This window comes from Spirulina subsalsa FACHB-351, from assembly GCF_026130165.1.
In the GTDB taxonomy this organism is placed as follows: Bacteria; Cyanobacteriota; Cyanobacteriia; order Cyanobacteriales; family Spirulinaceae; genus Spirulina_A; species Spirulina_A subsalsa_A.
Genome location: NZ_JAIHOM010000034.1, coordinates 1 through 25,951, shown reverse-complemented (window position 1 = coordinate 25,951; position 25,951 = coordinate 1). Strand labels below are relative to the sequence as shown.

Here is a 25,951-nt window from a genome sequence, read left to right as displayed (position 1 = left end):
ATGAATTCTGCCCCCCAATCCTCCAATCCTGAGCAACCCTTAGAGTCTCAACACTCTAATCAACATTTAGCCGAAATGAGTGGAAAAGTTGACGAAATTTGGAACTTTTCCCTAGCTCAAGTTCAGTCCATTAAACTCTTAAGAACCGTCGGGTATGGTCTACTGATTTTCCTCCTGTTTGATGTGATAAATTTGCTGATCCCTCCCAACTTTATGAACCCGACTTGGGAATTTCAAACCTTTGGCGGCATTGTGGAACGGGTAGCCGTTCCTTTAATTGGTTTTAGCTTCATCTTTTTTGCAGAAAAAAAAGTACGATCCGGGTGGGAAATTCCCCTCTTAAAAATATTATCTTGGTTAGTGTTAGGTTTAGCCTTACTCTTCTTCCTCTTCATCCCCTTGGGAGTCTTTAATACCATTCGTATTCAGAGACAAGCGGACGAACAAATTACCAGTCGAGTCGCTCAAGGGGTGAGCCAAGTAGAGCAAGTTCAACAACAATTGACCCAAGTTAATTCCGTGCAAGAATTGGAGGAATTAGTCGGACAAATTACCAATCAACCTACCCGCCCCACCCTAGATAATCCTGAACAATACGACGAAGTGAAAGCCCGTTTAGCTGATACCATGTCACAGGTTGAACAAAATATTAAACAGCAAGCGGAAAGCCTCCAAGCGGCTCAACGACTGTCTTTATTAAAGAACTCCGTTAAATGGAATCTTGGCTCTTTGTTAGCGGCAGTGCTATTTCTCATGATGTGGCAAGGAACACGCTGGGCGAGAAAGTAGCCACCTAGAAACCGGGTTTCTTGCATTCCCCTGTTGTCCCGCTACTTCTGAACAAAAACCCGGTTTCTGATTGGGGAGTTGAAGCTTTACCTTTTGATGGGAGTGTTGGGTTGGGCGCTTCGCTTCACCTAACCTACAAATCGCTCCTGTCCTTCCTCTCTAGTTCCTGCAAACGAGCCTCCAATTCCCGCAGCCGTGCCTCTGCGGACTCCGCTCTCTGACGCTGTTGTTCCGCGAGTTTTGCCAACTCCGTGGGGGTGAGGAATCGCTGACCATCGGGACGGTAGATGGTGAACTGTTCATCCTGAAGTTCAAAGCGAATCCCTAAACGGGGACTCGTCCAGTTTTCAGGCTGATCGATAGTCTCCAGGAAACCCCTTTGACTGCGAACCAAACCATTAAAATCCAGACGATCTGGGTCAAAAATATAATATTCTTCCACCCCATAGCACTCGTAAAACTCTTGTTTCTTCGCCATTTCCTTGAGGCGATTTCCGGGGGAGAGAACTTCAAACACGACTTGGGGGGGGATGTTGCCTTCTTCCCATTGTTTATAAGAACCGCGATCGCCTTTAGGCCTTCCAATGGCTACCATCACATCAGGCACTTGACGTAGTTTATTATTCCCTTCTTGGGGATACCAGAGTAAATCCCCCGCCACAAAGACATTGGGATCATCATCAAACAGAATCTCCAAGTTTTCTTTAATCACCACAATCCAACGAAACTGGCGAGTATTATCGGACATAGGATTTCCGTCACAATCGGGGTAGATGACCTTTGTCGGTTGTGTAGGTTGAGGGGTAGTTACCATAGATTTAGACCTCTCAATTGTTGAACTCGAATCCACCCTTAAATCGGTGTCAGACCCTCTGTAGGCAAGACCTTCAAAACTTCTCAGTCTGTGCTTAGGGTTGCCTCACATTTTAGCTGATTTTTTCGTCAATGGTCAAAAACCGGGTTTCTTGGCTACTCAACAGATGAAAACATCGTCCAGTAAAGTGTAGAAATCTAATGAATCTACCCAGAAATGTTGTTAGCTCGCTACTAGGTGAGGCTTCTAGTTTGTGCCGAATTGCTGCTTAAATTTTTGCGTCAAAGTCGGGATCGCCGGGTCTTAAAATGACTGATTTTGGGCGCTGATAGAGCTAATTCCTTGCTGCAACACTTTCAATTTATAACCCAAAGATCCAGCTTCATCATAATCTAGATATTCAACCAGCTTATTTAATAATAAATTCAATTCAACCAAAGTTTTCTGTTGAAGGATTTTGCAAATATCCTGTCCAAGCAGATATATGTTTGCATCAAGAAAATCAACTACTCCATCGACAAGCTCTTGTGATAATTCAGAATAGACACGCTCATCATCTTCATATTTCGATAAGATAAAATCAATATCTTCCAAATCTTTGTTTGTGCGTTCTCCACGATCTCCCCATGCAAATAATTTGAGGACTACAAAGGCTGGTGTATCAACTACTTGGATTTCTAGTTCATCTATAGTAGTGGTTTTCGCAGATAGGAGAGCTTCAGCAAAACCTAAAACATTCATAGAATTACCACTGTCAGACCAAGTAATTTCTTGATCTGGCTCACCAATTTCTCCAAATGGAACTATGTCAACCTCTATATTGGTTTCTATGTGTATAAATTTGTGAGAGTTTTTTGTAGACTTAAAACGTGGATACTCACCAGTCGTCAAAGATGTACGAAGTTCTTGATATACTTCCCAGCTATCTATAGAAATTGCTACGTCCCAATCTTTTGTGCTTCTTCCTGCTCCAAACTGCTGGTCAAATATTAGAAGTCTGGCTCCTGCACCGACTAAAATCATTGGTAGATCCAACGATCTGACTACATCAACTAAATCAGCCAAGACTTGTTTTTCTTCAGAGCCAATCATACTTTTGTGCTAACTCCTCAATGTAGCGATCGTAAATAAGTTGGGCGGTTTCCTTTAGGCGGCTATTTCCAGTTCGAACTAGCTCTGCATGAATTAATAATGGATGAACAAGGCTTTGTTGATTTTTGCCACCCTCATATCGCTGATATCCAATATGACCAAAAGTTTGGAGCAATGCAATATCACCATCTGGGTCAGGCTTTAGCTTTAACTTAACTGCTATTTGACGACTATCAGAGTTGTTGATCAAATGCAAGGTAGCACTAATAGGTCTGAGATAATCAGTCATGACTGAAGCAGCAAGTTCACCACCTACTAAGTAATTGAATTGATCTGTACATTCTCTGATTTTGTCTTCGACTTCTCGAAAGCCTCCTTTTCCAATAGGCGAAAAAGTTCCAAGAAGCAATTTTGCGCGCAATCTCTCAATGTATCCCAACTCCCAACGTTCAAGGAGCTTGAGATAATCAACAATCTCATACCTTCCGTACCTACGTGCAATGTAATCTAACTCCTGAAGTTTATTAAGGGTATTCTTTACAGTTTTTAGGGTAACACCAGAGATATAAGAAATTTCTTCACCAAAGCCAGATTCATCTAAAAGAAGGTGAGGTTTACGAAGCAAAGCGTATATAACTTGCAAGGCGGCAGCAGTGATTTCCAGAGACTTGTTTGCACTTTCTTTTGAAGCTTGATTGCGAACCAAGATATAAATTTCTGGACTGTTAAGATAAATATTTCCGTCAACATCTATAAATTCAATATTTTTCTTTAGAAGTTGCTCTAAAACTACATTAGACAATCCACGAGTGATCAATAATGGTCTTTCGGTATGCTTTAACCTTTTACCCAAATTATAAAAATATTTAGTGACTTGTTCAATGACATCATTTGTCAGTCCAGTTTTAATCTCACAGACATAATTTACACTTTTGCTGGATGTTTTAATGATTAGCTTTCCATCGGCTAGAGCTTCGCTAGAAAGATATGGTTCTTCTTCAACCATTGCCTCAATATGAGGCAGTGATTCAAGATAATCGAGACATTTTTGAAAGAGTGGGTTTTTGGGTTGCATTGGAATAATTACCCACTTAGCTCCAGCAATATTAGTGCGGATTCTAGCACATGGATATCGATGTGTCAAACATATCAACTAGCCACCTAGAAACCGGGTTTCTTGCATTCCCTTGTTGTCCTGCCACTTCTGAACAAAAACCCGGTTTCTGATTGGGGAGTTGAAGCTTTACCTTTTGATGGGAGTGTTGGGTTGGGCGCTTCGCTTCACCCAACTTACAAGTAGCTGAGGAGAACCTTTAGGGTTTTTCCTCGGGTACGTTCTTTTTGTGGTTAATAATCGCCTGACGAAAACCTAACACCACTAAAATATTGGAGAGGGTAAGAAAGGCTTCTGCGCCCCCATGTAACCAGTCTACATTGGCTAAGTTTTCCTGATAGGCGACTTGGGCATAAATTCCGGCTGGAATGGTGACAGCAACGAAGATTAAAAGGACATAAAAGCCAATTAAAGCTAGACGGGGGGTTTTGCCGGAACGAGTCATAAACCACAAAAACCCGAGGTAGGGAAATAGGGATAGGGCAAAGAGGGTTTCTTTTGAGAGCATGAGTGGATTAATAAAACTGAGAAGCTGATACTATACCGTCAGATTAGTGTGGGAGTAGGTCATAATAAACACCCGGCAATCATTCCCCCTAACAGGACAAAACCTAAGCCTACGTTTTGCTGGAAAATTTGGCCATAGAGGGGACGGGGAGGAGCGGGTTGTCGCAGTTGGTTAAACTGCCAGAGCCAGCCCAGAAAAGCAGCACTCCACCCCAGCCAAAATGTCCAATGTAAGCCTTCTACAAGGGCTAAATCGGCGAGTAAGGCGGCAGTGATGGCAAAAAAGACTCCGACGGCGAAGGGGGCGGCTTGACCGAAGAAGAGGGCGCTGGAGTTAATGCCAATTTTGGCGTCATCTTCGCGATCGCTCATGGCGTAGACGGTATCAAAGCCTAATGTCCAACTGACCACGGCTCCCCAGAGCAACCCGGCGGGGAGGGAAAGGTTCCCTGTCACGGCACTCCAACTGATCAAGACGGCGAATCCCCAAGCGAGGGCGAGAACGAATTGAGGGATGGGAAAAAAGCGTTTGGCGGAGGGGTAAAGGAGGATGAAGGGGACAGAGGCCAGACAAAGTTCAAAGCTGAGGGGGTTGAGGTATAAGGCTAATCCTGCGGCACAAAGTAGGGCGATCGCACTAATGGCAAAACCCACCTGTAGAGATAGCGCCCGAGAGGCAAGGGGGCGGGTTTTGGTTCGTTCTACTTGGGGATCAATATCCCGATCCCACAAGTCATTCACGACACAACCTAACGCACTGGTGCTGAGGGTTCCTAGGACAATTACCCCCACTAAGGGCCAGGGGGGCAAACCATGAGCCGCTAAAAAGACGGCCCACAGCGCCGGAATCAAGAGAATCAATCGTCCTGCGGGCTTATCCCAGCGCAACAAACGGATAATCGTCCACCAAGTTGGTTCTGAGGGAGGTTGAGAGGATGTCACCATAGCCATCATGAGGGTTTGCTTAGGGACAATATAACAGATTGAACCCTTGGGGCAATAAGCTTTGCTAATATTTCTAAATTTTTTGGCCAGAGGACTGGAAATAATGAGTAGGGGGGGACACTGCCCAATTAACGCCCAAGGACATCTAAACCTTTGTTCAATCAGTGAAAGCTGGTTGGATAAGTTGGGCGGTTGAGTTGGGAATCCCAGGCTGTAATCTTCGATTCAGCGTGGGAGGATGTTAATAAATCTAACTAATGATGGTGTATCGATTTTAACAAACATAAAATATAGATCAGAGAAGCTAAAACTAATTCCGAAAAATCAATGAATCAGAAACCTACCTACGAAGAACTACAAAAAGAGCTAGAGTTAACCAAAGCTAAATTAAAGGCCATTTTTAACCTAATTCCTGCTCATGTTCATATCCTAGACTCCCAACTTAATATCCGAAATGCTAACGTTAAACCTCCTTGGCTTCAGAAACTTGGGTTCGAGAAGCGAGAAGATATTATCGGAAAAAAATGCTATGAAGTTTTAAAAAAAAGAACCAACACCTGTCCTGAATGTGTTGCTCAAAAATGTTTGATGAGTGGCAAGATAGAAACTAAAATTTCAACTAAAGAAGAAGATAGCTTACTAAAATTTTCTACCAAATTATATGCTGCCCCTATCTACAATTCAGAAGGGAAAGTCATGGGGATTATTGAATTGGTAGTGGATATAACAGACATCAATCAAAATAAACCAGAGCCAATTTATAATTACCTTGAACGGTATGGATTACCCTATCGAGACGTACTGACAGGGCTTGAAAATAGACAGTACTTTTTTAGTAGCTTAACACGCGAAATTTCCCTAGCTGAGAGATTTTGTCTTCCTCTATCTTTACTGATGATTAATATTGATAATTTTAAAAAAGTTAATGATCATTTTGGGATTTCATGCGGGGATGATGTGTTGTATCATATTGGAAAAATTTTACAAAATTTCGGTCGTTTCTGTTATCCAGCTTCGAGATATAGTGGCGACGGATTTTGTTTGATTCTACCGAATACTAACGAACATCACGCCTTATGCTTGGCTGACTCTTTAAGACTTAAAATTAATCAATTTGATTGGCAACGTTTTGAACTCACTGTTAGTATTGGGGGAGCTAGCATACAACCGCCTTTAACCTGTTCAATAGAAGAGTTAATAGATGCGGCAGATCTATCACTTTATAGAGCCAAACTTAAAGGACGCAATTGCGTTGTCTTCGCGAGTAGTCTTACCGATCAATTGCCCATTTAGCCACCCTTGGGGACGGGGGCAAATACGGCTTTAACTCGTTCTAATTCCAATTCGGAAAAACGATCCACTGTCCAGTTGGTCTGGCGTTGTAACATATGGAACGGGTAAGTATGGGCAATTCCCACAACCTGCATTTTCGCCTGTTTAGCGGCCGTGATTCCGGCCGGACTGTCCTCAATGGCTAGACAGTTTTGGGCGGTAATATTGAGGTAAGGAAAGAGACGATTTAAGCGCTCTACTGCTAGGAGATAACCATAGGGATCGGGTTTACTGGTGGTGACTTCATCCCCTGTTACAAAGACTTGAAAATAATGGGCTAAACTAGCCCGTTGTAATACCGTGTCCACTTCACTCCGCAGGGCTCCTGTCACTAGGCCAATGATTAATTCCTCCCTTTGTAATTGCTGCAAAAATTCCTCAACTTCTGGATAAATGGGTAAGGGGTCAAGGGTGGCAATGCGGGCTTGATAGGCTTGAGATTTCCGGGCAATGAGACGGTCGAGGTACTCCTCTGAAACAACGCGACCCCGACGCGCTAGGATTTCTTTGAGACAAACGCGATCGCTTCTCCCTAAACAAATTTCATGGAAGTCATGGGGAGAAGGACGTAAGTTTTCCTGCAAGAGAAGGTCATTAATGAGTTCTTCGTGAACGGGTTCGTCATTAATGATTGTGCCGTTGAAGTCCAGTAAAACCGCTTTAAGACTCATGATTCAGGAATCAGGAATTAGGGGATGGGAAGTATTCATTGAGAATTGATAATTGATAATTAGTGATTAGTAATTGATTTAAGCTATGCGTCGGGATCTTGAGGCGTTTGCATGGTGGGTAAACAAATCAAATTATCTTCCTCAATGGAGATTAGATTTTGTTGCCGTAAACGACCCATGAGACGAGTTACTGTGACCCGAGTAGACCCGATGGCGCTACCGATTTGAGCGTGGGTGAGGGGATAGGGGAGACAATATCCATTGTCCCTCGGTTCTCCATACTCTTCAACTAAAAGGGTCAAAAAGCCCAGTAAACGGTCAATCGTCCGCCGTTGTCCGAGGGTACTTAACCACAACAGTTTACGCTGGTGTTGGTAACGGAAAGCGTCGAGAATTTCTCGGCGAAAATGAGGCCAGTTGTCTAAGTCGTGCCAGTACATCCAAATTACGGAGGTTTGTTCAACGTGGGCGTAAGCTTGGAGGGTAAAGGGCGACTGAGCAACAATTTCAAAGGGATGACCCGCTCCCACAAAGCCCAAAAAGGCCTCTTCGGGTTCCGTGGAGATGCTGGCTGATTTGCGTCGAGACGGGACACTAATTTGAGCCGTCCCCACCAGACGCACCGCCCCCCGTTGCACTAAGTATAACAAACCGGGACGGGCGGGAATCCGTTCGTCTTTGCTAAAGGTGCGATCGCGATAGTGAGACTGGGCCCAATCTAAAATACGTTGCCAAGTCAGGAAGGGACGAGATACTTCTGAGGCCGAGGGAAGTGATTGCATAGGGCTTTGTGGGATTGAAACAGGCATTTTTCTAGTTTATACTTAGGTCAAATGTATTTTTTAAAACGTTGTTAAAACAGGGTGACTGGTCAGCTTAGGGAATTAGATCCACTTTATCGCTCCTATTCCTTCAAATTTAGGCTAAATCAGCATTTAACCCAAGTGCTGCTGAAGTTATCACGGGAGGAAAATGATTTAGCTGCTCTTGCGGATATTACTGATATTCCTTGCCTTCAAGTCCTCGGAAAATGGCGTTATCAATCGGCACTTGCCTTAAAAATTAGCGGAAAATACGGAAAGCAATCCGAGGAAATTGCTCAACAGTTGCTGCGTAATTTCCCTGATTCTACTGATTTTCTCATTAAACGGGTACAGATGGGGAGATTAGAGTGGGAAGTTCGAGCAAGTGCGATCGCCTCCTGGTTGACCCAATGTTTACATCTTCCCCCCAGCCCCGAAAAGCTACAAATTTCTAAACTTTACCGCTTAAAATCTCTTGACAAATCTCACATTATACCCATTCAATATACTTATAACCGTTGTGTCTCCCTACTCCATCTTGGCGCGAGTGAACAACTGATTCAGCTATCCCCCCCCTTACCGGATCAAGTCAGGACATGGCTTGCCCCCCAGCCCCCGCCTTGGACTGTAAATTCTGCCCCGCTACCCTTCCAACACCCAGCCGAGATTAACCTCATTGCCACCCAGATTCAGATCATGGATGCAATCACCTACCCCCCCTCTGGCGGCTCATCTAACTTGGGACTAGCCCTCAGTGAAGCCTTTCTTGAGTTTCATCGCTCCTGCCGGATTTGGGGAGAGGTACAACAACACACCCCCCAGTTAAGTCAAGGGCGCTTAGGGTTAATCCAAGTGACTCAAAACCTATTGCAGCTTATGCTAGGGTCTGCTGAAAAAGCCTAACGCTAGACTCCACAAGGGAATTGATAATTGACTTAGTTACACGAATGTTAACGATGGGATGAAACCCCTACCAATAAACAAGGCGTAGCATCCATATTTTCGCAACTTTTTTCTCAAAGCAGAAAACTGTGTGCTAAACTATATTTAGGCTAGTGAGGTTAGCAAAAATGTTAGTCTTAGAGTTTAAAGTTAGGGCTAAAAAACATCAATATACAGCCATAAACCAAGCAATACGCACGGCTCAGTTTGTCCAGAATAAGTGCTTACGCTTTTGGATGGATAACCAAGAGGTCAATAAGTATGACCTCAATAAGTATTGTCGTGTACTAGCCCATAACTTTGACTTTGCTAACAAGCTAAACTCCCAAGCTAGACAGTCTAGTGCGGAAAGAGCATGGTCAGCTATCTCTCGTTTTTACGACAATTGTAAACGTAAAATCCCGGGGAAAAAAGGCTTTCCTAAGTTCAAAAAAAATGGCCGTTCTGTAGAATATAAAACTACCGGATGGAAGTTGGACTTAAACACCAGAAAAGCCATCACTTTTACGGATAAAAACCAGATCGGTAGATTAAGGCTGCTTGGAACTTACGATTTAAACTTTTACCCGATTGAATCAATCAAAAGAGTTAGGTTGATTCGTCGTGCTGACGGCTACTATTGTCAGTTTATTTTATCGATTGACATCCCAGTAGATACTGAACCAGCTAATAGTGTAATAGGCTTGGATGTTGGCTTACAATATTTCTATGCAGATCAAAATGGTCATAAAATTAATAACCCTAGATTTTTAAGAAAAGGAGAAAAGAAACTTAAAAAACTGCAAAGAAAACTATCTAGGAAAAAGAAAGGCTCTTCTAACAGAAGGAAGGCTAGACAGCGATTGGCTAAAGCTCATCTTAAAATAAGTAGGCAGCGTAAAGATTTTGCTGTAAAGTTAGCAAGATGCGTAGTTCACTCTAACGATGTGATAGCCTATGAAGATTTAAGGATTAAGAACTTAGTGAAAAATCATTGTCTAGCTAAATCAATTAACGATGCTGCCTGGGATCAATTCCGTCTTTGGCTGGAGTATCTAGGGAAAAAACACGGCAAAATAACTATTGCTGTCCCCCCTCAATTGACTAGCCAAAACTGTTCTAATTGTGGGGAAAAAGTTAAAAAATCCCTGTCCACAAGAACCCATATTTGTGCTTGTGGGTGTCAGTTAGACAGAGACGAAAACGCCGCACGCAACATCTTAAAACTGGGATTAAGTACCGCAGGGCATTCGGGAACTTGGCTACAAGATAGCCTAAACGCTTTGGGAGAGGATACCTCTACTTTTTCAGGAGAAATCCTGTCTAAGCAAGTAGCCTCGGTGAACAAAGAATCCCCCGTTATAGCGACGAGAGGAGCTTAACGGTGGGAGTAGTCAAATCTTCATTTTCTGAACAAACCGAAGCGATTGAAATTGTCCAAGTGGATGCTTTTGGCAATATTTGCGATCGCCTCACACCACAACATACCTATTGGGTAGAACCCTTAAACGCCAAAGTCTCCCTACTTTTAAGCCCCATCCCCTCGGGAACCTTTCTCATGGGAACCCCCCAAACCGAACTCGGATGGAATCGCCTCCAAAGTCCTCAACATTCTGTTACATTAACCCCCTTTGCCCTGAGTAAATACCCCATCACCCAAGCACAATGGCGAGTCGTGGCCACCTTCCCCCAAGTAGAACGCCCCCTCGTCACCCATCCCGCTTGTTTTGAAGGCCGGAATCGCCCCGTAGAACAGATTACTTGGTGGGAGGCCGTGGAATTTTGTGCGCGACTCTCCCAACACACCGGACGCAACTATCGTTTACCCAGCGAGGCCGAATGGGAATACGCCTGCCGGGCCGGAACCACCACCCCCTTTTGTTTTGGCGAAACCATAACCACCCAACTCGCCAACTACTCCGGCATTGATTGGGACTATGGCGGCAAAATATGCAGTTATGGCGCATACGGCAAAGGTCCCCAAGGGGCAGACCTCCGAGAAACCACCGTTGTCGGTCATTATCGCGTCGCCAACGCCTTTGGACTGTACGATATGCACGGTTTAGTCCGGGAGTGGTGCGCCGATGTCTGGCATCCTGACTACAACGAAGCCCCCAGTGATGGACAAGCACGCACCACCGGAGGCGAAGAGGATAAACGAGTGGTGCGAGGCGGTTCTTGGAATAAAGGCCCCATTCACTGTCGTTCCGGCGCACGTTTGAAGTTTAACGCCCAAGCGAGTTTATATGATGTCGGTTTTCGGGTATGTCTGGCGTTTTAGGGTAGGGAATAGGGAATAGGGAATAGGGAATGGGGAATAGGGAATAGGTAATAATTGTCAATTATCAATTATCAATTCCCCTGCCCCCCTGCTCCCCTGCTCCCCCTCTCCCCTGCTCCCGAACTTTTTCAGCAAGCCCTAATCATTGACTGAGTGCAGCTTGAGCATCTTGGGCGATTTGGGGGAACTCATCTTGGGCTAACTGGGCTAATAAAGCGTGAGTTTCTGGGGTGCCTAAACGACTTAAGGCTTGAACTAAACGGTGGCGGATTTGCCAATCTCCATGAGTGACGAAGGGGGCAAGAAGGGCAACGGCGCGGGGATCACCTAATTCGCCCAATGAACCTATGGCGGCGGTTTGTAACAAGTTATTATCGGAAGCTAGGGCTTCTTCAAGGAGGGGAAAACTGCGAGGTTCTCCCATTTCGCCTAAAGCGGCAATGATGCTAAATTGAATCAGCCAGTCATCTTCTGACTGTTGATAAACGGTGAGCAAGTCATCAAAGGCTTCTGTTAGTTTTAAGGCGGCGATCGCATCAGCCGCCGCAGCGCGTACATCGGATTCCTTATCCGTGAGCAAGCGTTCCCGTAACAACGGCAGCGTTTCGGCTAGATTCTGCCCCCCCAAGGAATCCATCTGACTCACGGCTGAGTAGCGCACCCGAGGGTGACTATCTGTAATCAGGGGTTTAATTAAACCAAAAGCCACGTCTGGAGAGAGTTGGCGCAGTTTATTTAATCCACTCAAGCGATCGCCATAATCTTCAGAATTTAATAAAGCTTGTACGGATTCCGGCGTAATGGTCATGAATTTACTCTGCTCAAAAAAATTTATCTTGAAAGAATCCCCCGTTATAGCGACGAGAGGAGCTTAACGTTGGGAGTAGTCAATATCCTGATTATTCAGCCGCCAAAGCGCGAATAACATCCCCTTGGGTGAGAATTCCCACCACTTTCCCCTCTTCATCTAACACAGGCAAACGGCGAACGTGCTTCTCGTGCATCAGTTTAGCCGCCTCTCGCAACGGCTGATCCGGCTTCACAGTAATAGGTTTGGTACTCATGACCTCTTCCACCGTTTGCCCTAACGCCTTGTGCAGTTCCTTCTCATATTTCGCGGGATTTTCCAGAAAAATCACACTATCGAGGAACATAATATAAGGCGGGGGATCTGCCCCCGTTTCTTGCCACATCAAATCCGCATTAGCTAAAATCCCCAACAATTCTCCTCCCTCATTTACCACAGGCAAACCACTAATTCGGCGTTCTGCTAGCAGTTGAATGGCTTCCTTTAACGGGGTTTGGGGGGTGACAGTTAAAGGATTGGGGGTCATGTAATCAGCAACGGTTTTGGACATGAGCGCGATAAGTCACCATAAATCATGGGTTTATTGTAGAAAAATGTGCGCCACAAACCAAGAGACGATACAGATTGTTACAGGATCTTCGCAAAACCCAGAGGTTTCGAGAAGGGAGCAAGGCTAACGAGTTAAGCTTGTCCTCTTCTTGTCCTAGGGCAGAAGCCCGGCCTTTGTAGTCTACAAGGGAGCAGGGAACAGGGAACAGTATACAAGGGTTACAAGGAGCTTGAAGTATTATGAGAAACTTTTCTGAGAGTTGATCAGAGTTGATCAATGATTTGGAAACGCTATAATTTCGGCAAGAGCTTATGACAGGGAAATAATCATTCCTTCTTTAGCAAAAGTTGCCTTGGGAAAACTTTGCTGCATCTTGCTTTCCATTAAATCTAAATAATCATCATTATGCTCGGGGTGATGTAGAGACATGATCACTTGTTTTACACCCAATTCTTGAGCAACTTTAATGCCTTTCTCCCAAAATCCTTCAACTGGATTGTTTAATTCTTCTGGTTTCGGTGGCGAGTGAAACTGAGGAATGTTTTCAGGAGCAGCTAATAATAATAAATCGGCTTGGCGGATTAAATCTAACCAGTTGGAGTGATGTTTTTCAGTGAAATAATCGGGAGTCATGGCATAAACCACGCATTTGCCCTGACTAATAACTCGATAACCGATGGAGCGATGTTCGCGATTCAAAATGTAGGTTTCAATGACGATATCTTCTCCAACTAAACACTTATCCTGCCAATGAATATCATGAAATTCTAACTTTGACTGCATGACTTGGATCGGAACCGGGAAGTTGGGGCCGAGCATTTGTCCACTGAGACGTTGTTTAAAGGTAGACCCGTTGGACGCTTCAGCCCCATAAATGTGGAAGTGATTAATGGGGATAAAAGCCGGGACAAAGAAGGGAAAACCCTGTATCCGATCCCAATGACAATGGGTGAAGAACATATGAGCTTCTACGGGCATCTGACTGAGGAGACTGTTACCTAATGCGCGTAAACCTGTTCCTCCGTCGAAGATCAGCCGTGCCTCCCCAATGCGCATTTCCACGCAGGAGGTGTTCCCACCATAGCGCACTGTGTCTTTGCCCGGAGTCGCAATCTGATTTCTAACGCCCCAAAACTGAACATCAAAGCTCACAGCAAGGCTCTCCTCCTGGACATGGCTGTTTGGCATTTTCTCATTGGTTGCTGCTGGCTGGGAATTGGGTGGCATTGTTCACTGGAAATAGGCACTTTAATAGCCTTGGGTTAGCAGCTATTTTAAAGTATATCCGCTTGTTTGCTTTCCCTGTGATTTTCCTGAAACTTTTTCTATCTTAGGTCAGAAAGCGGCTCAAGGGTGAAATATTCACCCAGGAGTTGGTTTTCGACCCGCCTGATTTTGGCCTTGACCCATGGAGAACTCGCAACGAGAACCCGAAAAATGGGACTGAAAAAGTTTCTGCTGGAAAATGTAAGCAGAGTTGGGGCGGGTTTTCCTCCCGTGTTACCGCTAGGGAGGGGGTAGCCTTGCTCTCTATTTTAAATTTACTAGCACCCTTGAGTAAGTCGGGAATTTCTAGCTGGGATCTTCCCAATACTAGCGCGACCCGGATGGTTAGCTTGTGAGTTAGGTCACAAGAGTGAGTCCTAGCTCATAAGCTAACTGTACCTTAAGATTGTTTATTTGCTACCCGCTTGGATGCACTTTTCAATCAATGGACCGACTTCGTTGAGTCCTTTCCAGCCTAAAATCTCGGTGACTTTGTTTTCTAGGTTTTTATAAGTCCGGAAAAACTCGGCAATTTCATCCAGACGGTGGGGGGAAATTTGTTCGAGGGAGGTGATTTGGGTATAGCGGGGGTCTTTGTCGGGGACGCAGAGGATTTTTTCGTCGCGATCGCCGCCATCAATCATTTCTAACATTCCAATGGGACGAGCGGCAATGACACAACCCGGAAAGGTGGGTTGATCCATGATAACCATGCCATCGAGGGGATCCCCATCATCGGCGAGGGTATTGGGAACAAAGCCGTAGTCGTAGGGGTATTGAACGGAGGCGTAAAGCACTCGATCTAAGGCGAAGGCGTTCAGGTCTTTGTCAAATTCGTATTTATTCTTACTCCCGGCGGGAATTTCAATTAAAACATTAATTAAACCGGGTTTGGGTTGAGCAGGAATCCGAGCTAAATCCATGAAGTTACTCCAAGGCAGTAGGACATGATTAACAACAATTGGGCTGGCTCATTCAAGGGTTGACCTTGATCGGCCTTGCCCCAAAAATCATACCAGTTCAGCTAGGGAATAGGTAAAGCTTACGGTTAGCGTTTTCCCTACTCCCTATTCCCTATTCCCTGACCTTGACCAGAGGACATTCAGGCTTAACTGGTCAAGATAGGGAGAGGGGGAATGGAGTCAGGACTATCCCACCTAACCCCCCTCCCTAATCGATTTAGGCGCTAATGGTAGCTGTGACAGGGGTAGAATAGAGGGCGGCGCGAGTTTGTACCATGGCACTCACCAGTTGATCCATTTCCTCCTGAGTGTGGAGGGCGTTGGCAGTGATGCGTAGGCGAGGTTTGGCGATGTACCAAATGGGAGATACCCAAATCCCGTGAACTTCCATTAAATGGTCGGCGAAAGCTTTGGGGTCGTAGTCCGGGGGTAAAATCACCGGGATAACGTTGGTTTCCCCAATGGCGTTGAACTCGTGTTCAATTAAACGAGAGCGTAAATAACGGTTGTTGGCTTGGAGTTTTTGCACCAGTTCGGGATGGCTGCGCACTTGGCGGATACTTTCTAGGGCGGCCGCGGTGGTGGGTGCGGGGAGGGAAATGGTGCCGATGGAGGTGGGGGAAACGTCGAGGAGGTCTACTAATTCTTTGACGTGGGTGCTGATGGCGGCCCCGGCGGAGGCGGCAAATTTGGAGAATGTGGTCATGATGAGGGGGTTAATCCCTTGGTCAATGACGGACTGGGTGGAGATGCTGAAGTGGTCGTAAATTCCGCCACCTTTTGCCCCGAGTGCGCCACTGGCGTGGGCTTCGTCCATCACTAAAACACTATCTGGATATTGAGAGAGAACCTCAATCATGTCGGGGAGGGGGGCAATGTCGCCGTCCATGGAGAACACAGCATCGGAGACGACTAAAATGCGATCGCCCGCTTTAGCATAACGGCGCAGTTTCCGGGCTAGGTCGTCTGCATCACAGTGACGATAGGGTTTCACTCGTACCGGAGGACTATAACTGAAAACCTTGCCGGAACGATTATCGGCATTAACCACGGCAGAAACAATACAGCCATGATTCAAAACATCTGTCATAATTAACGTTTCCCGAGTATGTTGGAACCCCGGAACCGGAATGGCTAAATGACAAAAGGCATCCATTAAGGCTTGCATCGCCATCCAAGCGTTCAGGAACAGTTGCGTATGGGGAAGATGTTTAAATGCTGAAATCTCTTGTTCTAGCTGACGATGGAGGTCAATGCGACCACTTAGAACTGAACAGGAACTATTGGAGGTTCCATACTGGAGGATGGCATCAATCGCCGCCTGTTGAACTTGGGGGTTCTGCACTAACCCGAGTACATCGTTAGTACAAAATGTTAAAACTGTTTGCCGCTTACCTGTTTTAGGATCTTCGATTTCGACAAAATTATTCTGCTTTTGGTGACAGATGTATTTGTCAGGATAAAGACCGTGTTCATACATTCCCTGGGTGTATTTTTGGACGACTTGCACCGTTCACTCCTTCACATTATTTAGTGGTTTAGTATATCGAAGTCAGTTGGCCGTGTGTACGAGTTGGGATAAGGGAGGGGATACTCCGGGGGGAGTCTGTTGTCTCTACACTCTCGGCTAATGACGTGGCTGGGGGGTTAGAGTTTCAGGTCGATTCCATTAAAAAAATAATTGATGGCTATTTGAGCTAGCATCATACCAAACTTCTTTAATTTTTATGAAGCTTTCCTGTTGTGTCGTCTGCTTGAGTCTTCAACCTAGGAGGCGACAACAATGGCACAATAAGCAGTACATTGTATTTCGTTGAACGAGGAGTGCAGAATCATCATGGTTGGTGTGCTTTGTTTTGTGGGTTCCTTTGTATTAGCCAGTTTGGTAGAATATTGGATTCATCGCCTGATGCACGTGAATGCCCGCATTGGAGAGCGTCATCGAGATCATCACCGTCGCAATGAAGGTCAGGGGGTGCTGTGGGAGTTTCGGGATTATGTGAAGGGCAGTTTTCTCCCCATGTTGGCCTTGTTTTGGGTGTCTTGGGAGGCGGGCATTGGCTGGTTTTTGGGGGGGCTAGTTTATGCGGCGTTTTCTGCCTATGCTCACCAGTTACAACATGAAAACCCGACCAAGTGTTTCTGGATGAAAATGCCTGTTCATTATGTCCATCATAAATATGGGATGTGGCATCATAATTTTGGTCTGGGGGTGGATTGGTGGGATCGGGTGTTTGGGACTTATAAGGTGGTGGATTGGTTGACGGAGGAGGAGCAAAAATTAGGCGATCGCAGTTATTTAGAATTACGTTGGTGGTAAGTCATGGATACGCTAGTTTCTAGCTTGCAAGAGGAAACCCTAACCCAGTTACGCCAAGGCCTGCGCCCCGGACAGCGCAGTTTAGCCGATTGGCAAGGAGGGCGTTTAGCGGTTTCTGCGGTGCCGGGGGCTGGCAAATCCCACAGTATGGCGGTGGGGGCAGCGATCGCCATTGCTCGTCATCAACTCAATGGCCGCAAACAGTTGATTCTAGTCACCTTTACCCGAACCGCCGCCGCCAGTATTAAAAGCAAAGTTAAGAAGAATCTCCAAGCCCTCAGACTGCCCCAACTGGGCTTTCAAGTCTATACCTTACACGGATTAGCCTTTAGTATTGCCTCCCGTCATCCGGAAGCCTCGGGCATTGATTTAGAAACCTTCACCCTCATCTCCCCCAATCAAAACCACTATCTCGTAAAAGAGGCAGTGGAACAGTGGATTCGGGAAAATCCCGCCCTCTATCAAACCCTGTTAGAAGGGACTGAATTTGACGGAGAAGAAGCCGAACGTTTACGCCGTCAGTCGGTGTTGCGCACGGAAGTTTTACCCAAGTTAGCCATGACGGTTATTCAAGAGGCGAAAAGTTCCGGCTTCATGCCGGAGGAGTTGCGGGAGGTGAGCGCTGGGGTGGAAGATCCCTATCAAACCTTAACAATAGCGGCGGGTCTATATACCAAAGTCCAGCAACTCATGGAGCGTCGGAATTTTATTGATTATGATGACATGATTCTGGCCGCCCGGCGGGTTTTAGATAGCCCGAAACCGCGGCCAATCTGGCAAGATCAAGTTTTTGCCGTTTTTGAAGACGAAGCCCAAGACTCCACCCCCTTACAAACTGAACTCTTAGAGATTCTGGCCACTCCAGTAGAAGGTAGCCCAGATCCCAATATAGTGCGGGTGGGAGATCCTAATCAAGCCATTAACTCCACCTTTACCCCGGCTGATCCCATTTATTTCAATCATTTTTGTGAGCAGTGCGCTCGCGTAGCGTCTCGGGACGGAACTCGTCTAGCCACCATGAATCAAGCCGGACGGAGTTGTACCCCCATCCTCAAAGCGGCTAACTATGTCCTGCACTGGGTTAATAAAACTTGGAATCCCAACGATGCCCAAAATCGTCCCTTTCGCGACCAAGATATCTGCCCCGTTGATCCCCACGATCCCCAACCTAACCCACCCCCCACCGCTCAAGGAGTAGAAATCCACTATCCCGAGGACATCTATCAAACAGTGGAGCAAATTGGCCAGCGTATCCAACAACTACTGACAGAAAACCCCCACCACAGCGCCGCCATTTTAGTGCGGGAAAATCGTCAAGGTCGCTTCATTGGGGAACAACTGGCAGAATGGGAAAAAGTGACCAAGATTAAGGTTCATGAAGTCGGAGCAGGGGGACGACAGTCTGAGATCCCCAACGAAATGCTGAAACTCTTGCAATTTGTGGATCGCCCCCACTCCCCCGATAACCTGAAAGCTGCCCTCGAAGTCTTAGATAAACGGGAGATCATCCCGACCCAAGACCTGAACGCTCTCGCCACAGCGCCGGAACAATTTCTCTATCCCACCCCCTTGGATCCGCCCCAAAAAAAGCCCGTACAAATCGCTCGTAAAGCCTGTTGCCAAATGCTCAACGCTCGGTTAGAACTGCCATATTATCAACTGATTTCCTTTTTCGGCATGACTTTAGGTTATCAAAGTGGGGAACTGGCCACCGTGCAGAAACTGGCGGATCGGGTGTGGCGACAAATGGAAGGCGTTGGCGAGGCCTTCCCAAGGAATCGCTCCCTCAAAGCTATCATCAGCGTTTTACAAGACATGGTAAGCTCCGAGGACTTTGAAAACATTAACGAAGAACCGGAGGAGCAGCCAGAAATCAAACCGGGTCAAGTCACCATCATCACCATGCACAAAGCCAAAGGTCTGGACTGGGATTATGTCTTTCTGCCCTTCCTCCATCACGACATTCTCCCGGGCAGCCCTTGGATTCCCCGTTCTGCTCAGTTTTTAGGTGACTTCACCCTTCCCGAAATTGCCCGCGCTCAGGTTCGTGTCGCTGTCCATAATCGCCACTTAGACCAAACCACCGACTCCCACGACCCCACGCCCCTCCCTAACCCTCAAGAGGCCTGGCAACTGGCCAATCAACTGAAACAGGCGGAAGAATACCGTTTATTCTACGTCGCTATGACCCGCGCTAAACGTCTCCTCTGGATGTCGGCCGCCCAAAAATGCCCTTTTCGTTGGAGTGTGTTTTCTCGACAGGGGGGAGACAATTTGCAGAACAAAGAACCTGCCACCGTGTTAAAAGCACTAGAGGCGTTTCTCCGTCAGCCCAAATCAGCCAACAATTAAGAGAATCTCCCGTTAAGCTATCCTGCAACGGGAGATTCTTAAGTTGCCCTAGGGTTTCAACCCGGGGAGATGTTAACGAGCGTTCTAGTAAATATAATCCTGTAAAGCTTTCACCCCTAACGGTTCAGTTTGCAGGATGCGAATAGCGGAAACTGTCGCTTTTGCCCCGGCTAAGGTGGTGATTAGGGGGATTTTGTAGGCTAAACAAGTCCGACGGATTAAGATACCGTCTTCCCGTGCTTCTTGACCAGATGGGGTGTTGATAATCAGTTGGATTTGCTCGTTTTTGATGGCATCCAAGACGTGAGGACGACCTTCATGGAGTTTGAGGACTAATTCGGCTGGAACACCCTGTTCTTTCAAGACTTGATAGGTTCCGGCTGTGGCAATGATTTTAAAGCCGAGTTCGATAAAGTCTTTGACAATGGGGACGACAAGGGGTTTATCTCGGTCGTTGGTGGAGACAAAGACGGTGCCGGAGAGGGGCAGTTTTTCCCCGGCGGCGATTTCGGCTTTGGCGAAGGCTTTCCCAAAGGTTTGGTCAATGCCCATCACTTCCCCGGTGGAGCGCATTTCTGGCCCCAATAAGGTGTCAGCACCGGGGAATTTATTAAAGGGTAGGACGGCCTCTTTAACGGCAACGTGACGCAGTTTGGGTTCTTCGGTAAAGTTGAGTTCGGCTAAACTTTTTCCGGACATGACGAGGGAGGCCATGCGGGCTAAGGGGACTCCGGTGGCTTTGGAGACGTAGGGAACGGTGCGAGAGGCGCGGGGATTGGCTTCTAGGATGTAGACGGTATCCCCTTGTACGGCGTATTGAATGTTCATTAAGCCGACGACTTTGAGGGCTTGGGCAATGCGCACGGTCCAGGTGCGTATGGTGTCTACCGACGCTTGGGAGAGGGAGGTGTAGGGGAGGGAACAAGCGGAGTCGCCGGAGTGGATGCCTGCTTGTTCGATGTGTTCCATGATGCCGCCGATGACGACTTGTCCGGTGTGGTCGGTGATGGAGTCTACATCAACCTCTACGGCGTTTTCGAGGAATTTGTCAATTAGGATGGGGTGGTCGGGTTCGACTTGGACGGCAAAGGTCATGTACCGTTCTAGTTCTTCGTCGGAGTAGACAATTTCCATGGCTCGGCCGCCGAGAACGTAGGAGGGGCGCACGACGACGGGGTAGGTGATGCGGTTGGCGATCGCCAGTGCTTCCTCATAACTCCGGGCGATGCCGTTGGGGGGTTGTTTGATGTCTAATTCATGGAGGATTTTCTCAAAGCGCTCCCGGTCTTCGGCGATGTCGATGGAGTCGGGAGTGGTTCCCCAGATTTGGGTGGGACTGTAGGTTTCGAGGAATTTTTGCAGGGGAACAGCTAATTTGAGGGGGGTTTGACCGCCAAATTGGACGATGATCCCTTGAGGACTTTCGGCCTCGATGATGTTTAAGACATCTTCTTTGGTTAGGGGTTCAAAATACAGGCGATCGCTGGTGTCGTAGTCGGTGGAGACGGTTTCGGGGTTGGAGTTGACCATAATTGTCTCAAAGCCTGTGTCGCGTAAGGCGTAGGAGGCATGACAGCAACAGTAGTCAAATTCAATCCCCTGACCAATGCGGTTGGGGCCACCGCCGAGAATCATCACTTTGGCGCGGTCGGAGGGGGCGACTTCTGACTCTGAACGCTCGTAGGTGGAGTAATAGTAGGGGGTGCTAGCGGCAAATTCTGCGGCGCAAGTGTCTACCATTTTGTAGACGGGAATCACGCCTAATTCTTTACGGTAGCGGCGGACTTGATCCTCGTTGGTTTTGGTGGCAAAGGCAATCTGGCGATCGCTAAATCCTTGTTGTTTGACCCCCCACATTTGGTCTGCTGTGATTTCAGTCAGGGGGGTTTGTTTCAAAAACCGTTCGGTCACTAACAACTGAGACAGTTTATCCAAAAACCAGGGGTCAATGGCCGTCAGTTCAAAGATTTCTTCGACCGTCATCCCTAACTTCATCGCGTGGTAGATGCCGAAAACCCGCTCTGGGTTAGGGGTTCGCAGGGTAGAACGCACTTGAGAGAGGGTGGGTAGGGTTTCAGTGCGATCGCAGCCAAAACCAAAACGCCCGGTTTCCAGGGACCGTAACGCTTTTTGGAAGGACTCCTGAAATGTCCGACCAATGGCCATCGCCTCACCCACCGACTTCATCTGAGTCGTTAACACAGGCTTTGTACCGGGGAATTTCTCAAAGGCAAAGCGGGGAATCTTCGTCACCACATAATCAATCGTCGGTTCAAAAGAAGCCGGAGTTTGTTTGGTGATATCGTTTTTAATCTCATCCAAGGTATAACCCACCGCCAACTTAGCCGCAAACTTAGCAATGGGGAACCCCGTCGCCTTAGAAGCCAAGGCCGAAGACCGCGACACCCGGGGGTTCATCTCAATCACAATCACATCCCCATCCACCGGATTCACGGCAAACTGGATATTAGACCCCCCAGTTTCTACCCCAATTTCCCGAATAATCTTAATCGAAGCATCCCGCAGGCGTTGATACTCCTTATCGGTTAAAGTTTGTGCCGGAGCGACTGTAATGGAGTCCCCCGTATGCACCCCCATCGGGTCGAAGTTCTCAATACTACAGATAATGACTACATTATCCGCCAAATCCCGCATCACCTCTAGCTCATACTCTTTCCAACCCAACAAAGAGCGCTCCACGAGAATCTGACTCATCGGAGAGGCATCCATCCCGGCCTGAGCCATTTCCTCATACTCTTCTTGGTTATAGGCGATACCGCCCCCCGTACCCCCTAAGGTAAAGGCCGGACGAATAATTAACGGATAAGAGCCGATTTCTTGGGCGATTTCCCGCGCTTCGTTTAAATTACAGGCAATCCCGGAAGGACAAACCCCCACCCCAATTTTCTGCATGGCCTGTTTAAACAACAGACGATCTTCTGCTTTCTCAATCGCGTCCAACTTCGCGCCGATTAACTCCACCCCATAGCGTTCCAAAACCCCCGTTTTCGCCAGAGTCACGGCTATGTTTAACGCCGTTTGTCCTCCCATTGTCGGTAATAAGGCATCCGGGCGTTCTTTCGCTAAAACCTGCTCCACAATATCAGGAGTCAACGGTTCAATATAAGTGCGGTCTGCCGTCTCGGGGTCCGTCATAATGGAAGCTGGGTTAGAGTTCACCAGCACCACCTCGTATCCTTCCTGACGTAAGGCTTTACAAGCTTGTGTCCCTGAGTAGTCAAACTCACAAGCTTGGCCAATGACAATCGGGCCAGAACCGAGGATTAGGATTTTTTGTAGGTCTTCGCGACGAGGCATAGTGATTATCAAGCATAGGGTTTTTTGTCCAGATTATTCTATAGCAGGGATTTAACTTACCCTAGGTTTGCTCCAAATCTTTTTAGCTTACGCCATGAGAAATTAGGTTCGGACAAGGCTGTGCATTGTCTGAGGGGTTTGGTGAGCCATCAAACCCACGGCAGTCGTGGGAGGTCAAGAGTATATTCCTGTTGGGCAAATACCTGAACAAAGCTTGAAAAAACTGTTGAGCTTCAATCAATCAGTCCTTTCCTTCCTCCTGCTTTTCCCGAGGACGAAACCAACGCTGAGGTTGCCAACTCTGAATTACCATATAGGTTCCGGTGCCAATCATAAACAACAGACCTAAACCATTGAGCAGTACATAAATGGGTTCTAAAAAAGGGCCGAGATATTCTCCTTCATGAACCGTCATTAACCAATGCACTTGGTCCCGAGATAAACCAAACCAGCTTTTCCCTAAGCGGTAACTAATCCCAGTTAGGGCGGTGACTAAAAAGGGCAAAATAATAATCGGGGCTAGGGTACGGTGAAGTTGACGAAATAGACGTTTATTCATGAATTTCTCCGAGAAACCGCATCCCCTTGTGGGTGCGGAGGGATAGGAGCGCTTGCTGAGTGGGGTTCGATGCCCCCGAAGCAAGCAATAGATTGTCGGCTCACCACCAGTCCATTTGCTCTGGCTAAAAGCTGAACTAGGGTGGCTTTGGGGGATTGCACCCCAACACCGGAATACAGTTGTCCAGGGTCAACACCAACTGCAATGGGCTGAGTTTCTTCCCCAGAAGGTTGTTGAGTCAGTCGAACATTGTAATGTTTTTTGGCTTTTCCTTCCAGTATCCTAGAGGAATAGGGGATAATGTTGCCCTGTTGTGGTTTTGAATTCACCATGTCCCACCTACTCAGCGACCAGAAAGAGCTATTGACGGATTTAATTGCTCGCTATCGACACACTGTAGACTTTCTCGCCATTCGCCTAGAATCCTCTCAAGGCACGGAGATTTTATTACGGGGTGAAACTCTGGAAACGTTAACGGAAGGGGTATCCTTGGGGGGGCAGGTGCGGGCTTGTTATAAGGGGGGCTGGGGTTTTGCGAGTTTTAATCAAATTTCTAGCCTAGATGAGCGTGTCTCGGAAGCTATTAGTGCGGCTCGTTTGGTGGGGGAAGAGGAAACCCTATTAGCGCCGATTGACCCGGTGCAAATTAACTGTACACTGCCTTTGATGGGAACGGATCCGCGTCATGTTCCCTTGAGTGAGAAAAAACAATTGTGCGATCGCTACAACAACCTCCTCCGCCACTACAACCCCCAAATCACCACCACTTCAGTCCGCTACAATGACAGCACTCAAACCATTCTCCTCGCTACCTCCGAAGGCACTCTGATTGAGCAATCTTGGGCAGACATGGAAATGCGCTTTTCCGCCACAGCCCGACAGGGAGACACTGTACAAACAGGACGAGAAACCACCGGCTCCCGCAATGGTTACGAAGACCTACTGAACCTAGAAAACCAAGTACAAGGGGCAGCACAACGGGCTGTCTCTGCCCTCTCTCTGCCCTCTGTACGGGGCAAAGTCTACCCGGTCGTGATCGACCCCATTCTGACGGGTTTGTTCGTTCATGAGGCCTTTGGACACCTCTCTGAGGCTGATATGGCCTATGAAAACCCGGATTTGTTGGAAGTGATGACTATGGGTAAGCGCTTTGGCCCCCCTGATTTACAAATCTATGACGGGGCAGCCCCTCCCGGACACCGGGGCAGTTATTTCTACGACGACGAAGGCACCCGGGCCACCACGACTCAGTTAATCCGGGATGGGGTGTTAGTGGGGCGCTTACATTCTCGGGAAACGGCTGGTAAGTTAGGGGAAAAACCCACGGGTAACGCACGCTGTATCAATTATTTTTATCCCCCTATTGTCCGCATGACGAATACTTGGATTGAACGGGGAAAAACCCCTGTCAGAGAGTTATATTCAGATATTCGGGAAGGGGTTTATGCTAAAAACTGGTTAGGGGGGATGACTAATGGGGAGATGTTCACGTTTACGGCTGGGGAAGCTTGGATGATTCGCAATGGGGAGTTAGCGGAACCGGTGCGGGATGTGACGCTGGCGGGCAATGTGTTCAAGACGTTGGCGAATATTGAGGCCATTGGGGATGATTTCTACTGGGATGAGTCGGGGGGATGTGGCAAGGGGGGACAAAGTGGTTTAGCGGTGGGCTGTGGTGGCCCAAGTCTCCGCATTAATCAGGTAGTTGTGGGGGGAGAGGCGGATTAGATTTTGCGCGACGGGGTAGGTGTTTTTTAGACGGGTAGTTTGAAAATGGCTGGAACTCAAGCTGGCTCTGGTTTTGCTGTGTGTTGGGCTTTGGAGGGTGTCGCGCACCTTACAGGACAAGGGTTTCAGCCTTTTCTTGTCTTTTCTGGGTGGCTGTGTTATAGTTCTTTTGTGGGTGTCGCGCAAACTAGGTGGGAAAAGCCTACTGCACAAGGTTTTCAAGCTGCCGCAGTTGAAATGACCTATAATGCCTATGAGGTATTGAAACTAAAGACCGATATTACAAGTTAAGGCAAGTAGCGGGTTGAAATGACCTATAATGCCTATGAGGTATTGAAACAGCCTGTCTTGCGTCTATCACAATTCCATCTCTGCGTTGAAATGACCTATAATGCCTATGAGGTATTGAAACCTTCGTATTCCGCCATCACGGCCGAGTAGAACAGGTTGAAATGACCTATAATGCCTATGAGGTATTGAAACATCATGCTTAACTCATCAAAGAAGTGAGGCCGGCGGTTGAAATGACCTATAATGCCTATGAGGTATTGAAACATGCCGAACCATCGAGTACATCCTGGAGGGTAATTTTTACCCTCGTTGAAATGACCTATAATGCCTATGAGGTATTGAAACATTTGAGGGCTATGTGAGGGGATTTATATTTAAATATGTTGAAATGACCTATAATGCCAGAAGTGTTGAATCGGTACTTATGAACTAGGTAAAAATGGACATAGTAACCCTGTCAAGAGGTAAATTTAACCAGGTGGGACTAGCTCTTTAAACCAGTGTACATAGCTAATTTTTTGGCACATA

The 25,951-nt window shown here is 47.0% G+C and carries 22 protein-coding genes, 1 pseudogene and 1 CRISPR repeat array; of the genes and pseudogenes, 8 read left to right on the top strand and 15 right to left on the bottom strand.

Annotated features, from left to right (window positions below; genetic code table 11):
• Positions 1-789: an HpsJ-like protein, cyanoexosortase A-associated gene (gene hpsJ-A, locus K4A83_RS08725; protein WP_265264103.1), complete on the top strand. Its 789-nt coding sequence runs from the start codon at positions 1-3 to the stop codon at positions 787-789.
• A gap of 133 nt (positions 790-922) precedes the next feature.
• Here the strand turns inward: hpsJ-A and K4A83_RS08720 are convergent, their stop codons facing one another.
• The 5 genes from K4A83_RS08720 to K4A83_RS08700 all read right to left on the bottom strand — a co-directional run bounded on the left by K4A83_RS08720 (position 923) and on the right by K4A83_RS08700 (position 5,261).
• Positions 923-1,603: a Uma2 family endonuclease gene (locus K4A83_RS08720; protein ID WP_265264102.1), complete on the bottom strand. Its 681-nt coding sequence runs from the start codon at positions 1,601-1,603 to the stop codon at positions 923-925.
• A gap of 303 nt (positions 1,604-1,906) precedes the next feature.
• Positions 1,907-2,695 (bottom strand): nucleotidyl transferase AbiEii/AbiGii toxin family protein, encoded by a 789-nt coding sequence (locus K4A83_RS08715; protein ID WP_265264101.1) that lies wholly within the window; start codon positions 2,693-2,695, stop codon positions 1,907-1,909.
• Complete coding sequence (locus K4A83_RS08710) at positions 2,682-3,770, bottom strand: type IV toxin-antitoxin system AbiEi family antitoxin (protein ID WP_265264100.1); 1,089 nt, start codon at positions 3,768-3,770, stop codon at positions 2,682-2,684. The genes K4A83_RS08715 and K4A83_RS08710 overlap by 14 nt, the downstream gene beginning before the upstream one ends.
• Positions 3,771-4,008: 238 nt before the next feature.
• On the bottom strand, positions 4,009-4,317 hold the full coding sequence (locus tag K4A83_RS08705; RefSeq protein WP_265264099.1) for a DUF3593 domain-containing protein: 309 nt from the start codon (positions 4,315-4,317) through the stop codon (positions 4,009-4,011).
• A 59-nt stretch (positions 4,318-4,376) separates the two neighbouring features.
• Positions 4,377-5,261, bottom strand: coding sequence for a 4-hydroxybenzoate solanesyltransferase (locus tag K4A83_RS08700; RefSeq protein ID WP_321161013.1), 885 nt, complete (start codon positions 5,259-5,261; stop codon positions 4,377-4,379).
• Positions 5,262-5,588: 327 nt separating this feature from the next.
• Here K4A83_RS08700 and K4A83_RS08695 point away from each other — a divergent pair, with 327 nt between their 5' ends.
• Positions 5,589-6,554 (top strand): sensor domain-containing diguanylate cyclase, encoded by a 966-nt coding sequence (locus tag K4A83_RS08695; RefSeq protein WP_265264098.1) that lies wholly within the window; start codon positions 5,589-5,591, stop codon positions 6,552-6,554.
• Here K4A83_RS08695 and K4A83_RS08690 read toward each other — a convergent pair.
• Together K4A83_RS08690 and K4A83_RS08685 are read right to left on the bottom strand one after the other, a co-directional pair.
• Positions 6,551-7,264 carry an HAD family hydrolase gene (locus K4A83_RS08690; RefSeq protein WP_265264097.1) on the bottom strand — a complete coding sequence of 238 codons (714 nt, stop codon included), beginning with the start codon at positions 7,262-7,264 and terminating at the stop codon, positions 6,551-6,553. The genes K4A83_RS08695 and K4A83_RS08690 overlap by 4 nt on opposite strands.
• 83 nt (positions 7,265-7,347) lie before the next feature.
• The gene (locus tag K4A83_RS08685; RefSeq protein ID WP_265264096.1) at positions 7,348-8,046 is read right to left on the bottom strand and encodes a Crp/Fnr family transcriptional regulator; all 699 of its coding nucleotides are present in this window, start codon (positions 8,044-8,046) and stop codon (positions 7,348-7,350) included.
• A gap of 81 nt (positions 8,047-8,127) precedes the next feature.
• Here K4A83_RS08685 and K4A83_RS08680 point away from each other — a divergent pair, with 81 nt between their 5' ends.
• The 3 genes from K4A83_RS08680 (at position 8,128) to K4A83_RS08670 (ending at position 11,269) form a co-directional block, all read left to right on the top strand.
• Positions 8,128-8,970: a hypothetical protein gene (locus tag K4A83_RS08680; protein WP_265264095.1), complete on the top strand. Its 843-nt coding sequence runs from the start codon at positions 8,128-8,130 to the stop codon at positions 8,968-8,970.
• Positions 8,971-9,137: 167 nt separating this feature from the next.
• Complete coding sequence (locus tag K4A83_RS08675; RefSeq protein ID WP_265264094.1) at positions 9,138-10,370, top strand: RNA-guided endonuclease InsQ/TnpB family protein; 1,233 nt, start codon at positions 9,138-9,140, stop codon at positions 10,368-10,370.
• A 2-nt stretch (positions 10,371-10,372) separates the two neighbouring features.
• Positions 10,373-11,269: a formylglycine-generating enzyme family protein gene (locus K4A83_RS08670; protein WP_265264093.1), complete on the top strand. Its 897-nt coding sequence runs from the start codon at positions 10,373-10,375 to the stop codon at positions 11,267-11,269.
• Between the two features lie 142 nt (positions 11,270-11,411).
• Here the strand turns inward: K4A83_RS08670 and nblB are convergent, their stop codons facing one another.
• From nblB to K4A83_RS08645, 5 genes are all read right to left on the bottom strand, one after another.
• A complete protein-coding gene (gene nblB / locus K4A83_RS08665; RefSeq protein WP_265264092.1) occupies positions 11,412-12,077 on the bottom strand; it encodes a phycobilisome degradation protein NblB in 666 nt (221 codons plus the stop codon).
• 91 nt (positions 12,078-12,168) lie between these two features.
• Entirely contained in the window at positions 12,169-12,627 is a 459-nt protein-coding gene (locus K4A83_RS08660; RefSeq protein ID WP_265264091.1) for a CBS domain-containing protein, read from the bottom strand.
• A gap of 309 nt (positions 12,628-12,936) precedes the next feature.
• Positions 12,937-13,815 carry an MBL fold metallo-hydrolase gene (locus K4A83_RS08655; protein ID WP_407809957.1) on the bottom strand — a complete coding sequence of 293 codons (879 nt, stop codon included), beginning with the start codon at positions 13,813-13,815 and terminating at the stop codon, positions 12,937-12,939.
• Positions 13,816-14,303: 488 nt separating this feature from the next.
• The gene (locus K4A83_RS08650; RefSeq protein ID WP_265264089.1) at positions 14,304-14,816 is read right to left on the bottom strand and encodes an inorganic diphosphatase; all 513 of its coding nucleotides are present in this window, start codon (positions 14,814-14,816) and stop codon (positions 14,304-14,306) included.
• Between the two features lie 256 nt (positions 14,817-15,072).
• Entirely contained in the window at positions 15,073-16,365 is a 1,293-nt protein-coding gene (locus K4A83_RS08645) for an aminotransferase class I/II-fold pyridoxal phosphate-dependent enzyme (RefSeq protein WP_265264088.1), read from the bottom strand.
• Positions 16,366-16,692: 327 nt separating this feature from the next.
• On the opposite strand from K4A83_RS08645, the gene K4A83_RS08640 reads away from it, so the two are divergent.
• A complete protein-coding gene (locus tag K4A83_RS08640; protein WP_265264087.1) occupies positions 16,693-17,175 on the top strand; it encodes a sterol desaturase family protein in 483 nt (160 codons plus the stop codon).
• Between the two features lie 3 nt (positions 17,176-17,178).
• Complete coding sequence (locus K4A83_RS08635; protein ID WP_265264086.1) at positions 17,179-19,527, top strand: ATP-dependent helicase; 2,349 nt, start codon at positions 17,179-17,181, stop codon at positions 19,525-19,527.
• 84 nt (positions 19,528-19,611) lie between these two features.
• Here the strand turns inward: K4A83_RS08635 and carB are convergent, their stop codons facing one another.
• The 3 genes and pseudogenes from carB to K4A83_RS23120 all read right to left on the bottom strand — a co-directional run.
• Entirely contained in the window at positions 19,612-22,845 is a 3,234-nt protein-coding gene (carB, locus tag K4A83_RS08630) for a carbamoyl-phosphate synthase large subunit (RefSeq protein ID WP_265264085.1), read from the bottom strand.
• A 241-nt stretch (positions 22,846-23,086) separates the two neighbouring features.
• Positions 23,087-23,404 carry a PepSY domain-containing protein gene (locus K4A83_RS08625; RefSeq protein WP_265264084.1) on the bottom strand — a complete coding sequence of 106 codons (318 nt, stop codon included), beginning with the start codon at positions 23,402-23,404 and terminating at the stop codon, positions 23,087-23,089.
• A gap of 137 nt (positions 23,405-23,541) precedes the next feature.
• A pseudogene (locus K4A83_RS23120) lies at positions 23,542-23,736 on the bottom strand (hypothetical protein); the annotation flags it as partial.
• On the opposite strand from K4A83_RS23120, the gene K4A83_RS08615 reads away from it, so the two are divergent.
• On the top strand, positions 23,735-25,132 hold the full coding sequence (locus K4A83_RS08615) for a TldD/PmbA family protein (protein ID WP_265264082.1): 1,398 nt from the start codon (positions 23,735-23,737) through the stop codon (positions 25,130-25,132). The pseudogene K4A83_RS23120 and the gene K4A83_RS08615 overlap by 2 nt on opposite strands.
• A gap of 231 nt (positions 25,133-25,363) precedes the next feature.
• Positions 25,364-25,768: a CRISPR direct-repeat array (repeat unit 37 nt; unit sequence GTTGAAATGACCTATAATGCCTATGAGGTATTGAAAC).
• Positions 25,769-25,951: the final 183 nt, after the last annotated feature.

Excerpts from the sequence above, each read along its gene's own strand:
- K4A83_RS08640 (WP_265264087.1), top strand. The coding sequence starts at position 16,693 with ATGGTTGGTGTGCTTTGTTTTGTGGGTTCCTTTGTATTAGCCAGTTTG.
- K4A83_RS08660 (WP_265264091.1), bottom strand. The coding sequence starts at position 12,627 with ATGTCCAAAACCGTTGCTGATTACATGACCCCCAATCCTTTAACTGTC.
- nblB (WP_265264092.1), bottom strand. The coding sequence starts at position 12,077 with ATGACCATTACGCCGGAATCCGTACAAGCTTTATTAAATTCTGAAGAT.
- K4A83_RS08675 (WP_265264094.1), top strand. The coding sequence starts at position 9,138 with ATGTTAGTCTTAGAGTTTAAAGTTAGGGCTAAAAAACATCAATATACA.
- K4A83_RS08705 (WP_265264099.1), bottom strand. The coding sequence starts at position 4,317 with ATGCTCTCAAAAGAAACCCTCTTTGCCCTATCCCTATTTCCCTACCTC.
- K4A83_RS08685 (WP_265264096.1), bottom strand. The coding sequence starts at position 8,046 with ATGCAATCACTTCCCTCGGCCTCAGAAGTATCTCGTCCCTTCCTGACT.
- K4A83_RS08650 (WP_265264089.1), bottom strand. The coding sequence starts at position 14,816 with ATGGATTTAGCTCGGATTCCTGCTCAACCCAAACCCGGTTTAATTAAT.
- hpsJ-A (WP_265264103.1), top strand. The coding sequence starts at position 1 with ATGAATTCTGCCCCCCAATCCTCCAATCCTGAGCAACCCTTAGAGTCT.
- K4A83_RS08635 (WP_265264086.1), top strand. The coding sequence starts at position 17,179 with ATGGATACGCTAGTTTCTAGCTTGCAAGAGGAAACCCTAACCCAGTTA.
- K4A83_RS08715 (WP_265264101.1), bottom strand. The coding sequence starts at position 2,695 with ATGATTGGCTCTGAAGAAAAACAAGTCTTGGCTGATTTAGTTGATGTA.
- K4A83_RS08720 (WP_265264102.1), bottom strand. The coding sequence starts at position 1,603 with ATGGTAACTACCCCTCAACCTACACAACCGACAAAGGTCATCTACCCC.
- carB (WP_265264085.1), bottom strand. The coding sequence starts at position 22,845 with ATGCCTCGTCGCGAAGACCTACAAAAAATCCTAATCCTCGGTTCTGGC.
- K4A83_RS08625 (WP_265264084.1), bottom strand. The coding sequence starts at position 23,404 with ATGAATAAACGTCTATTTCGTCAACTTCACCGTACCCTAGCCCCGATT.
- K4A83_RS08690 (WP_265264097.1), bottom strand. The coding sequence starts at position 7,264 with ATGAGTCTTAAAGCGGTTTTACTGGACTTCAACGGCACAATCATTAAT.
- K4A83_RS08695 (WP_265264098.1), top strand. The coding sequence starts at position 5,589 with ATGAATCAGAAACCTACCTACGAAGAACTACAAAAAGAGCTAGAGTTA.
- K4A83_RS08655 (WP_407809957.1), bottom strand. The coding sequence starts at position 13,815 with ATGCCAAACAGCCATGTCCAGGAGGAGAGCCTTGCTGTGAGCTTTGAT.
- K4A83_RS08700 (WP_321161013.1), bottom strand. The coding sequence starts at position 5,261 with ATGGTGACATCCTCTCAACCTCCCTCAGAACCAACTTGGTGGACGATT.
- K4A83_RS08615 (WP_265264082.1), top strand. The coding sequence starts at position 23,735 with ATGTCCCACCTACTCAGCGACCAGAAAGAGCTATTGACGGATTTAATT.
- K4A83_RS08710 (WP_265264100.1), bottom strand. The coding sequence starts at position 3,770 with ATGCAACCCAAAAACCCACTCTTTCAAAAATGTCTCGATTATCTTGAA.